9 protein-coding genes are annotated in these 12,087 nt (G+C 63.0%); 4 read left to right on the top strand and 5 right to left on the bottom strand.

Translation table 11 applies throughout. The annotated features are described in order from the left end of the window. Positions 1-328 (top strand): hypothetical protein (locus VMF11_14800; protein ID HTU71569.1); only part of this gene is annotated, 328 nt, incomplete at its 5' end. A gap of 86 nt (positions 329-414) precedes the next feature. Here the strand turns inward: VMF11_14800 and ssb are convergent. Both ssb and rpsF read right to left on the bottom strand, forming a co-directional pair. Continuing rightward, positions 415-876, bottom strand: coding sequence for a single-stranded DNA-binding protein (gene ssb / locus VMF11_14795; GenBank protein ID HTU71568.1), 462 nt, complete (start codon positions 874-876; stop codon positions 415-417). A gap of 130 nt (positions 877-1,006) precedes the next feature. Beyond that, complete coding sequence (gene rpsF, locus VMF11_14790; GenBank protein ID HTU71567.1) at positions 1,007-1,408, bottom strand: 30S ribosomal protein S6; 402 nt, start codon at positions 1,406-1,408, stop codon at positions 1,007-1,009. 92 nt (positions 1,409-1,500) lie between these two features. Between rpsF and VMF11_14785 the strand changes: the two genes are divergently transcribed. After that, the gene (locus tag VMF11_14785) at positions 1,501-4,794 is read left to right on the top strand and encodes an efflux RND transporter permease subunit (GenBank protein HTU71566.1); all 3,294 of its coding nucleotides are present in this window, start codon (positions 1,501-1,503) and stop codon (positions 4,792-4,794) included. A gap of 104 nt (positions 4,795-4,898) precedes the next feature. Here the strand turns inward: VMF11_14785 and VMF11_14780 are convergent, their stop codons facing one another. Beyond that, positions 4,899-5,234 (bottom strand): hypothetical protein, encoded by a 336-nt coding sequence (locus tag VMF11_14780; protein ID HTU71565.1) that lies wholly within the window; start codon positions 5,232-5,234, stop codon positions 4,899-4,901. A gap of 7 nt (positions 5,235-5,241) precedes the next feature. Here VMF11_14780 and VMF11_14775 point away from each other — a divergent pair, with 7 nt between their 5' ends. Next, entirely contained in the window at positions 5,242-7,236 is a 1,995-nt protein-coding gene (locus tag VMF11_14775; protein HTU71564.1) for a hypothetical protein, read from the top strand. Then, positions 7,236-8,978: a hypothetical protein gene (locus VMF11_14770; GenBank protein ID HTU71563.1), complete on the top strand. Its 1,743-nt coding sequence runs from the start codon at positions 7,236-7,238 to the stop codon at positions 8,976-8,978. Before VMF11_14775 ends, VMF11_14770 begins: the two co-directional genes overlap by 1 nt. Here the strand turns inward: VMF11_14770 and VMF11_14765 are convergent. Both VMF11_14765 and VMF11_14760 read right to left on the bottom strand, forming a co-directional pair. Further along, positions 8,975-9,688 (bottom strand): sulfite exporter TauE/SafE family protein, encoded by a 714-nt coding sequence (locus tag VMF11_14765; GenBank protein HTU71562.1) that lies wholly within the window; start codon positions 9,686-9,688, stop codon positions 8,975-8,977. The genes VMF11_14770 and VMF11_14765 overlap by 4 nt on opposite strands. A 34-nt stretch (positions 9,689-9,722) precedes the next feature. Further along, complete coding sequence (locus VMF11_14760; protein HTU71561.1) at positions 9,723-11,888, bottom strand: bifunctional (p)ppGpp synthetase/guanosine-3',5'-bis(diphosphate) 3'-pyrophosphohydrolase; 2,166 nt, start codon at positions 11,886-11,888, stop codon at positions 9,723-9,725. Positions 11,889-12,087 lie beyond the last annotated feature (199 nt).

Raw genomic sequence — 12,087 nt, 5'->3', positions numbered from 1 at the left:
AGCACTTGTCGCCGCGCGAGCGCATAAGCACGCGATCGACCTTCATCGATATCAGACGGCTATCGCGGGTGACTTGCTTTATCCGATGTTTTCACGGGGCGCGTTTCAGGGCGTCATCGTGCTCGGCCCAAGGCGCAGCGGTGAATCGTTTGCCCCCGACGAAATGTCGGCGATCGATGCGCTTGCCAATGGCGTCGCTGACGCGCTCGACGGCGCGGCAGTCGCGGGCACGCTAGCATCGATCGAGAGGGAACTCGCGGCGCTCGCCGACGCGCAACAGCGGATCGTACAAGCGCTCGCGGAGCAAAGACAGCGCGAACGAACATAAGCTCGCCGCGCTTACAACGCGACCGCGGCAGCACGCGACACCAGCGTGGGTGAGCATTTCCGCGAAATGCTCGAGCGGGGTTCAATTCAAAAGGGGATTTCGTCGTCCAACTCGTCGCCGAACGCGTCGCCCGCGGAAGCGCCGTTCGCTGCGCCGCCGCCGCTGCTGCGTGCGCCGGCATAACCGCCGCCGCCGCCGCCGAAATCGCCGCCGCCTTCACCGCTCCCGCCGCCGCGCGAGGTGAGCATCTGCATGTTGTCGATCACCACTTCGGTCGCTTTGCGTTTGTTGCCGTCCTTGTCGTCGTAGGAACGAATTACCAGACGGCCCTCGACCAGTGTGCTCGAGCCCTTCTTTAAATAGGTGTTGCAGGTTTCGCCGAGCCGGTCCCACGCGACGATGTCGACGAACGTGGTCTCCTCTTTGTTGCGCGGGTTGTTGACCGCGAGCGTAAACTTGGTTACTGCCTTGCCCGATTGCGTGTAGCGGATCTCCGGATCCCGGGTGAGATTACCGACCAAAATCACTCGATTGTATGAACCTGCCATCGTAGTACTCTCTTTCGCGTTGTCGCTGTGCTACGGTCTTCCATCCCACCCAACTCAGACCACGTCTAGAAATACCGAAGGCTTGTGCCAGACGTCCGGCACAAGCCTTCGAGTCGAATGGGGGTAGGTTTTAGACCCGGTCGGAGGCGACCTGGGGCTGCATCGGTGGCGTCAGCGGGACGGGACCGGTCGGGAGCGGCGGAGGCGGCGGGTTGGCTGCCGCGTGAGCCATGGCCGCGAGCGCCTTCTTATCCAGGTGGATCACCAGCGCGCGGATGACCTCCTCGTGAAGCTTGAGCTGGCGCTCCAGCTCCTTTGACGCATCACCGCTGCTGCGGAACTGCATCACCACGTAGTTTCCTTCGCGCAGCTCGGCAATCTCGTACGCCAAGCGCTTACGCCCCAGCTTCTCGATGTTCACCACCGTGCCGCCCTGATTTTTGATGATCTCGCCGATCGCGGTCGCCCGCGCGTCGACGTCGGCCTCTTCGAGGTTGGGCCGGAGAATATAGGTCACTTCGTAGTCGTTCAAGATCAAAACTCTCCCAAAACCCCCGAATCGTACTATAGGGTCGCCGCAAACGCAATGCCCGAGGCTTGCCGGCAATGCTAAGATGAGGGCCGATGCCCATCGCCCGATTTGCCGTCAATCGCCGCGTGGCCGTTTCCATGCTTGCTTTGGCGATCGTGGTGCTCGGCATATTCGCCCTCCCCCGGCTGCCGGTTGCCCTGCTCCCCAACTTTACCCCGCCGGTCGTGACGGTCACGGTCGTCTACCCCAACGTCGGCCCGGAGCAGATGGAGGCCCTGGTCACCCGCCCGATCGAGAACGCGGTCAGCCGGGTCAACGGCATCGAGCTGATCAACTCCGACTCCCAGCTCGGGCAAAGCACGGTAACCGCCCAGTTCTATTACGGCACGAACCTCGACACCGCCGCGGTCGACGTGCAGCAGCAGGTCGATCAGATCCGCAGCCAGCTGCCCAACGACCCCAACTTGCAGCAGCCGCAGATTGCGAAGTGGGACTCCAACTCGCTGCCGGTCGTGCGCTTCTATGTGACCGATCCGAACATCCCGTTGCGCGACCTTGGGGACATGTTCGCCAACCAGCTCTCGGATGAATTCGCTTCGGTCGACGGCGTGGCCAACGTCATCGTTGGGCAAGACCAGCAGCGCGCGTTCATGATCGAGCCCGATGCGAATAAACTCGCCGCCTACGGCATGACGCTCAACCAGATCATCGGCCGCGTGCAGCAAGAAAATCTCAACCTGCCGGCCGGGATCATTCAGGTCGGACCGGACGAATACCAAGTGCGCGCCAACGCCCTGCTCTCCAACGCACGTCAGATCGCCAATCTCGTTCTCGCCGTGAAGAACGGCAGCGTGATTCGCATCGGGACGATCGCCAAGGTGAGCGACTCGATCGAAGAGCAGCGGACCTACGAGCGCCTCAACGGCAAGCCGGCGATCGGCGTGGTGATCGACGCCCAGCCCAACGCGAACATCGTCGCCACCGCGGTCGGCACCTATCATAAGATCGCGCAAATCGAGAAGCGCTACGCGGGCATGAAGATCGGCGTCGTCTTCGATCAGCAGAGCTTCATCCTCGAAGCGATCAACGCGCTCGAGCACACGGCAATCTACGGCGCAATCCTGGCGGTCGTCATCATTCTGCTCTTCCTGCACTCCTGGCGCACCACGCTGATCGTCGCGATCTCGCTGCCGATCTCGGTCCTCGGTACGCTCTTCATCGCCTACGTCTTCGGCTATTCGCTCAACATCATGACCCTGGGCGGCCTGGCACTCGCGGTCGGCCTCATCGTCGACGACGCGATCGTGGTGATCGAAAACATCTACCGCCATATGGCGCTCGGTCAATCGCCGCGCGATGCGGCCGAGAGCGGCACGAGCGAAATCTTCACCGCGGTGCTCGCCTCCTCGATCACGGTCGTCACCGTCTTTGTGCCGCTGGTCTTGATACCGGGCTTGCAGGGCTTGATCTTCACCCCGTTCGCGGTGATGGTCATGGCTGCGGTCGCGCTCTCGTTCGTCGTCGCGGTCACGACCGTACCGATGATGGCATCGCTCCTGGTTCGCAACAAGCTCGCGGGCTCGAACGGGAACGGCAACGGCGGCATGCACGCAGGCGGCGGATATACTCGCTTTGCGCGCGGCTTCGATCGCGTCTACGAGCGCTTCGAGCGTTGGTATCGCGTCGTGCTGGAGCGCGCGGTCGCGCGCCCCGGACTCATCGTCGCAATCGCCGTGGGATTGCTGCTGGTTACGGTCACGGCCGCGAAACTGGGTGCGGTCGCCACCGAGATCTTCCCGGCGTCGAATTCCGTCTTCGTGCGCTTCAATCTCCTGATGCCCACCGGCACCGCGGTGAGCATCACCAACGCGACCGTCAACGACATCGAGCAGGCAATGCTCAAGGACCGGCGCGTTCTCTACGTCGGTTCGTCCGTCGGTCAGCAAGGGTACGTCGGCAATACCACCCAGGTCAGCAATCAGGCGAACCTCTCGGTCGAGCTCAAACCGGGATACGGCGGGAACGACGCGGCGAAATACGTGCGCGACTGGACCAGGAAACTGCGGGCGATTCCGGGACTGCAGACCTACGGGCGCACGGTCGACATCGTGCAGAACATCATCTCACGCGGACAAGACGCGCTCGACGTGCAGATCTTCGGCCCCGACGTCACCACGCTCTACAATCTCGCGCAGTACACGGTCGTCCCCGACCTCTCGCGCATACCCGGCATTCAGACGCCGCAGAGCGCGATCTCGGCCTCGCAGCCCGAACTCGACATCGACGTCGATCGCGCCAAGGCGGCGCAGCTCGGCATTTCGACGCAAGCGATCTCGAATACGATCGACACCGCAACCTCGGGCACGATCGCTTCGTACATGCAGATCAACGGAACGCAGTATCCGATCATCGTGCAGCTTCCACCCGATCAGCGCCGCTCGCTGCAAACGATCTTGAACCTTGCCATTCCGGTATCGACGCTGCCCGGCGCGACTACCGGCAGCGTGGCCAACGGCAGCGCGACCGGCGCGCTCGGCGGTTCGATCGTGCAAACCTCGACCGATTTGGGCGCCAGCAACACGCTCCCGGTGATGGCGCTGGACGAGCTGGCGAACATCAGCTTCGGCGCCGGTCCATCGGAGATCACCCGCCAAGACAAACTGCGCGAGATCGACGTCACCGCCGGGCTCGACACCGCGCCGCTCGGTGCGGCGGTTGCGGCGACGACGAAGATCATGAACCGCATCGCGCTGCCGCCGGGCTACTACTGGCAGTTCGGCCAGACGGTCACGCAGCAGAGCGATACGTTCTCGAGCCTCGGCCTCATCGTGCTGCTGGCGATCGTCCTCATTTATATGTTGCTCGCCGCGCAGTTCGAATCGCTGCTGCATCCGCTGGTGATCATGGTTGCGGTGCCGCTCGCCTCGACGGGCATCGTGCTCTCGCTCTGGCTCACCCATCGCGCATTCGGCCTCACCGCGTTCATCGGCGTGCTGATGCTGGTCGGCATCGTGGTTAAGAACGCGATTCTGGTGGTGGAATTCACCAACCAACTGCGCGAACGGGGCTACGCAGTTCGCGATGCGGTGCTGCACGCCGCGCCGCTGCGGCTGCGGCCGATTCTCATGACCACGCTCGCGACGGTCGGCGGCATGCTGCCGATCGCGCTCGGCATCGAGGCCGGAAGCCAAACGCAAGCTCCGCTCGGCACCGTCGTCATCGGCGGCCTGCTCTTTTCGACCACGCTCTCGCTGATCGTCGTGCCGACGCTCTACCTCTGGGTCGCGCAGCACGTCGAGCCGCGTTTCGGCGGATTCCATCGCGGCGCGATCGCCGCTGCCCCCGAGCATCCAACTTCTCCTGGTGCAGTGGTCGTTTCGTCCTAAACGTAGGCTAAGAGTCCCAGGGCGCGCACGGAATGTGGTCGCCGAGAGGCGAAGGCACCTGGCGAACACTCTCTTTGCTGCAGTGGGGTCGGGATGCGTCGTCATCACTTCTTCTTTTTGGGCATTGCCGTCGTATTGGCAGCCGGCATTGCCGCGTGCGGAGGCGGCGGCGGCGCTGCGCCGGGAGCAATCCCCGGCACCGTCAGCGGGATGTCGCGTACCCACGCGACCGTCAACGTCCTGATCCCCAAGAGCTCGAGCAGCACGAGCGTCCGCAAGCCGGCATACATCTCGTCGAGCACGGCAAGCATCACGATCTCGGTGTACGCCGTGAACGGCGCGACCCCGAATCCCGCCCCAGCGCCGACTACGGTCAATATTTCAACCAGCGGCGATTGCACGACCGCAACGAACGGGACGAGCTGCACGATTTCAGTCACCGTTCCGGTGGCGACCGCGGTCGTACTGCAGATCTCGATGTACGACGCGAACGGGAATTTGCTCGCTCAGTCGACGATCGGCCCCATCAACACCACGCTTGCCAACATACCAGCCCAATCGGTCTCGGTCGGCGGTGTGCCCGCGACGATCGTCCTCTCACCTGCGGGCCTTTCCGCCGGCGACGATGGCTTGACCCATCAGATCACGTTCGTCGTCACCGCCCAAGATGCCGACGGAAACATCATCGTGCCGCCCGGTTCATATCCGAATCCAATTGCGCTCGCGATTTCGGGCGATCCAAACGGGGCGCTCTCGCTCTCGACGGCCAGCCTGGCATCGCCCGGACCAACCGACGGTGGAACGTTGGTCACTTTGACCTACAACTCGACGAAGGCCATCACGCAAGCAACGATCACCGCGACCTCGGGCAGCATCACGGCCTCGGTTCCGTTCGTGCCGATCGTCTTCACGCCCAGTTCCCCGTTGCCGTTGCCGCTCTACGTGGGCGGCACAACGCAAAGCGTAACGCTCAGCGAGGCCGGATACGGCGGCGCGTTCAACGTCACCGGAACGAGTTCGGTCGCGACGGTCACGTGCGTCCCGACAAACTGCACGCCGGCGAGTACGGGCGGCAGCATTGTGATCAACATCGCGCCCGGCGGGGTCGGCAGCGAAACGGTCTCAGCGGTCGACAGCAACGGCGGCTTCGCGAACATTCCGATCACCGTGACCGGATCGAGCGGCGGCGGCGAAGTCGTCGCGCCCCAATACACGATCGACAAGTATCCGGTAGCGGTTCCCTCGGGCGGACCGCCTCAGCTCTACGGCATCACGACCGGGCCCGACGGACAATCGCTCTGGGCCGTCGATCGCGGTGACCAAACGCTCGACGTCATCGCGTCGCCAAGCGCCTGCACTTCGACAGCGTGCGCAATCTCTTCGTTGCCCGGCGGATACTTCGATACCAGCTATCCGTACTATTTCAACCTGCAGTCGATCCTAACCGGAGCCGACGGTAATCTCTACGTGAGTGACGGCGGTAACGTCGCCACCACCGGGACCGATCTCGGCCAACTCTACCAGCTCACCGGCTGCAGCGCAGCGAGCGCGTCGTGCAGCGCCACGAATTCGCAAACGTTTCCGGTCGTGACGCCTGCCCCCGGCCCACTGCTCACCGGCCCCGACGGCAATCTCTACGTCGGCTCGCAGGCGGTCAACGGCATGTACTATGATTGGGGTGCTCCGATCATGATCAGTCCGATCGTCGGGTGCTGCAGCTTCTCTTCGAGTCTGATGATCTGGCTGCCGGATAGCACCGGCACGGCGCCATCATCGGTTAACGGCTTGGCGATCGACGCATCGGGCGCGACGCTCTGGTTCACCGACGGGAGCACCGGCAACATCGGGTTTGTCGCGGTGCCGTGCCAGGGACAATGCCCGGCGACCGAACTTCCTGACGGCGCGTACGAAGCAGGCAGCGTACGCAGGCGCTCGAGTGTGGCGCGCGCCGGCAAGAAGATCGTCCACCCCTACGCCCAGCGGAATCTGCGTCACGTCATGGTAAATCCAGGTTCGACGGAGTTGAGTACCGCTTTGAACGGGATCATCTCCGGCCCCGACGGCTACCTGTATATCGCCGATCCCGGCAATCATGCGATCGATCAAATCGATCCTGCGGTCTGGGACGGCGCCAGTGACGGCAGTTACAACCCGTGCAGTGGCACGTGCGAATATACGGCGATACCCCTGCCGCAAACGAACGGCCTGCCGATGAACCTCACGATCGGCGCCGACGGCAACGTCTGGTTCACCGACACAACGGGCTACGTCGGTTTCGTTTCGCTCGGCGCGTGCGCGTCACCGAGCGGGTGTAAGGCGTTCGAATATAGCGTGGGCGGATCACCGTGGGGCATTACCGCCGGCTCCGACGGAGACGATGTCTGGTTCACGTTATCCACCCAAGATTCCAGCGGCAATAGCATCGGAAAGGTCGTGCTGTAATGAAACGTATCTGCGCAGCACTCACCGCGCTGGCGATCTTGACCGCCTGCGGCAGCGGCGGAAAGGGCGGCTCGCTCCCACCGACGAGCGGTCAGCCTGCGGCGAAGAAGATCGGCACGGCGACGTTCACTTTGAAGATCCCGAGCCAGTCGACGATGACGAAGCTGCGCCGGCGGTTTTATCAATCGCAAGCAACGCAAGGCGTTGCGATCGATTGGACATCGTCCAACCCGTACGCACCGGATTATTCGGCGGCAATCTCGGCAACGTGCCCCGACAAGCTGCCGCCCGGCGTCACGAGTTGCGGCACCGATCCCGTAGACGGTGGAACCGACTACTCGTTCCAACTGTCGATTCCGGCGGGAACCTATCCGAATTTCACGGTGACGACGTTCGATCAGGCGCCGGCGAGCGGCGGCACATTCGTCGTCGGTTCGGCAAACGAGCTTGCGCAGGGGCAGCTGGCCGCGCCCGTCGTGATCACCGCCGGTGCGAGCAACACGATTCCGAATCTCACCTTCTACGGCATTCCGGCGTCGGTGAGCTTCGTTCCGGGACCGGCGCAATCGCACGTCACGACGTACGGCGGCGACATCGCGGTGATCGGCAACGCGCCGCAGACGTTCTTCGTGCAGGCGACCGACGCCGACGGCTTCGTGATCGACTCCACCGACAGCGGCGCGCCGACGGTGACGGTCGCGGAAGCAGCCGGCGACTCACCGCAGCACTTCACGATTGCAGCAACGTCGACGGCCTATGCCTACACCTTTACCGCGAAAGACGCGAGCGCGAACGCGACCATCGACCTGAGCGCGACGCCGGGCGGCAGCGGGCTTGCGCCGTATCAAACGACCGTCACGATCGTCCCGGTGCAAGAGCTCTGGACGTCGCAGTCGAGCGGCGACGGCTCCGACGGCATCGCCGGATTCCCACTTTATCCGCCGAGTTACGCGCCGGCATCGGTCCTCGACTACGCAAATCCGACGTTAGTGGGTTGCGACGGTCAATGCGATTGGGAGGACGCCGCCCTCTCGCCGGATGGCTCCGTGTGGGTTAACGAGGCGTTGAGCGGTGGGATCTACGTCTTCTCTCCGGGAACCGGTAGCCAGGGTCTGGTCGCACCAACATCCAGCACGATTTCGCTATCGAGCTCCCAGGGATTTACGATCGACAGCCAAGGACGCGTCTACGTCCCGCAGAACTCGAGCGGCACGATATACATCTACAGCTCATCCGGCTCGGTGCTAACGAGCTTCACCGACGCGGATGGCGTGCCGTCAGATGTTGCCGTTGCTCCGGCCGACGCCCCGAGCGGAATGGCCGGCACGATCTGGGTTGCCGATTCAGCGGGCATCAGCGTTTACTCGGCATACACGAGCGGCGAACCAACATTCGTAAAACAGCTTTCGACCGGGGCGCCGACCGAGCTCAGCTTCGATCCTTCGGGGCATCTCTGGGTTCTCGACTCCGAATCGGCGAGCCTCACCGAGTACACGATCAGCAGCGCCAACGGCGCATCCATCGGAGAAAGTGCAGCCACCGGGTCGAATATCGTTCCACCCGGATATGAATCCACGTTCGGGGTATCTGCGCAAGGTTCGACGTGGATGGGCGCACCGGCCAGTTATAGCGGCATGTATTCCTTCACGCTCTCGGGGAGCGCGATCGAGCTTGGTTCATCACTGACGAGCGTCGGATCGATGAATCTTTCGGACGTGTTCAGCACGATGGTCGCACCCTAACCGCGCAAAAAGAATACGAGCGTCATCACCGTACCGATCGCGATGACGGTCGCACGGCCGTACGCGGGCGGCACGCGGCGAAAGACGTGCGCGCCGACGAATCCGCCGAGTAGCGCGATGACGGCCATCGGAATCGCGTAGCGCCAATCGATGATGCGGGCGATCAGAAACGGCACCAGCGAGAAGCCGTTGATCGCGACCGAGAGCACGTTCTTCATCCCGTTGGTCGCGTTGAAATTCGGCAGACCGGAGAACGCAAGAATCGCCAGCATCAGGATGCCGATGCCGGCGGTGAAGTAGCCGCCGTAGATTGCGATCAGAAACTGCACGACGTACTGCCAGCTCGCGTGCTTGGGAATGCCGCCGTGCGGTTTGGCAAGCCATGGACTGACGGCAAACACGACGGTCGCGAAGAGCAAGAGCCACGGAATCAATCGGTTGAACGCCTCGGGCGGCGTGAGCAGCAACAGCGAAGCGCCGAGAATCGCACCCACGACGCTGATGCCGAACATCGTATACAGCATGCGCTTGTGCGGCCGCACGTCGCCCCAGTAGGCGCGCGCGCCGCCCAACACACCGACCCACATGGCTGCACTGTTGGTCGCGTTAGCGGGAATCGGCGGAACGCCGGCCAGCACGAGCGCGGGGAAGCTCAAAAAGCTGCCGCCTCCTGCTATGCTGTTCATGGCTCCGGCGAAGAAGGCTGCCACCAGCGGCAGCTCCTTCGACAGGCTCAGGATGACACTAAGAGCCGGCAGCGCTCTTCTCGCGTTTCGTGACGCGGTAGACGCGGCGCACGTTGCGCAGGCCCTCGAGTTTGGTCAGGATCTTGTGCAGATGGTCGAGATCGCAAATCTGCACGGTCAGGCTCGTCACCGCCATGCCGTCCTTGCGCACCCGCGCGGTGACCGAACTCACGGTCGTCTTCAGCTCGGCGAAGACCGCCATGATGTCTTGGAGCAGCTGCGAGCGATCCTCGGCTTCGACCTCGACGTCGACAGCGTGGGTCATGTCCGAGCTCGCGACCCATTGCGCCTGCAGAATGCGCTCGGGCGTCGCGCTCATGTAGGCAACGTTCGGACAATCGGCGCGGTGCACGCTCACGCCGCGGCCGATCGTCACGTAACCGATGATCGGATCGCCCGGAACCGGCGAGCAGCATTTCGAGAGCCGCACCAGCACGTCGTCGACGCCGGCGATGCGCACGCCGCTCGAACGCTTCGGGGCCTTGCGCGGCGAGGGTTTGCGAATCTGGGTGAGATCGACGACGTTGTCGCCCTTGATCTCGTCGCGGATGCGATTGGCCACCGCTTGTGCCGAGGCGTCGCCGAAGCCGATCGCCGCGAAGAGATCTGTCGGCGTCGTGTAGTTCATGCGGTGCGCGATGCGTTCGATCAGCTCGCCGCGCGCGAGGTCGGGGCGCATGCGCTCGCGGGCGAGTTCGGATTCCAGCGCCTCTTGACCGGCAAGCACGTTCTCCTCGCGCTGCTCCTTGCGGAACCACTGTTTGATCTTGTGCTTGGCGCTCGAAGTCTTGACGATCGAAAGCCAGTCGAGCGAGGGGCGCCCGCTCGATTTATTGACCAAAATCTCGCAGATGTCGCCGTTCTGCAACCCGTAGTCGAGCGGAACGATCCGTCCGTTGACCTTGGCCCCGACGCAATGGTTGCCCACGTCGGTGTGCACTTGATAGGCAAAGTCGAGCGGCGTGCCGCCGGCGGGGATCGAGAACACGTCGCCGCGCGGCGAAAAGATGAAGGCTTGCGAATCGAAGAGATCGAGTTTGAGATTCTCCATGAACATGCGCGAATCGCGCATGTCCTTTTGCCATTCCAGCAGCGCGCGCAGCCACGAGAGCTTGTTCTCGAACTGGTCGGCCTTGCTGCCCTCTTTGTAGCGCCAGTGGGCGGCGATGCCGTACTCGCTGGTGCGGTGCATCTCCCACGTACGAATCTGAATCTCGAGCGGTTCGCCTTGCGGCCCGACGACCGTCGTATGCAGCGACTGATACATGTTGGGCTTGGGCATCGCGATGTAATCTTTGAAGCGCCCCGGCAGCGGCGTCCACATCGCGTGCACCGCGCCGAGCGCGGCGTAACAATCCTTGAGCGAATCGACGATGATGCGGATGGCGGTCAGATCGTAGATGGTCGAGAAGTCGCGACCCTTCTTGATCTTCGAATAGATCGAGTAAAAATGTTTCGGCCGCCCTTGGATCTCAGCGTTCACGTTCATGCTCGCGAACTCACCGCGCAGCCGCGTGATCGCCTCCGACACGTCGTCTTCGCGTTCGCGCCGCGTCTTCGCGACGCGTTCGACGATCTCGCGATACCCGTCGGGATCGAGATGCCGCAAGCACTCGTCCTCGATCTCCCATTTGATCTTCCAGATGCCGAGGCGATGTGCAATCGGCGCGTAGATGTCGAGCGTCTCACGCGCAATCGAGCTTCGCTTTGCCGGCGGAAGGCTCGCGAGCGTGCGCATGTTGTGCAGGCGATCGGCAAGTTTGATGATGATGACGCGGATGTCGCGCGCCATCGCAAGGAACATCTTGCGCAGGTTCTCGACCTGGGCGTCTTCCTTCGATTGGTACGGAATGCGCGTGAGCTTGGTGACGCCGTCAACCAATCCGGCGATCTCTTCCCCGAACTCCGCGCTGACCTGTTCGCTCGTGACCGAGGTGTCTTCGACCACGTCGTGGAGCAGAGCGGCGGCGATCGTCTGACGGTCCATCTCGAGCTCGGCCAGGATACCGGCAACGGCAAGAGGATGCTCGATGTAGGACTCGCCCGATGCCCGGCGCTGGCCGTCATGGGCCCGATCAGCCACCTCGTAGACGCGCCGCAGCCACTCCCCCTCCAGGGTGGGGTCGTAGGCTTGGACGGCGGCGATCAGTTCGGCGATGGTCATGGGAGTATCCGTTTATACTCTCACATGGGCCGAAGGGCACGCAACCGCTATAATTTGTCTATCGGAGCTCGATAGAGATGTCCCCATTTGGACTCAATAGAGATGTCCCCGTCGAGAGGAACCCCTCCCCATGGAGCTTCTCACGATGTCGACCTCCGAAATTACCCGCCTGGCGGCCGTGGAGCGGCTCCAGGCCGGC

The sequence above is a fragment of the Candidatus Baltobacteraceae bacterium genome, from assembly GCA_035502855.1.
Taxonomy (GTDB): domain Bacteria; phylum Vulcanimicrobiota; class Vulcanimicrobiia; order Vulcanimicrobiales; family Vulcanimicrobiaceae; genus Aquilonibacter.
This window is presented reverse-complemented; position numbering and strand designations above follow the sequence as displayed.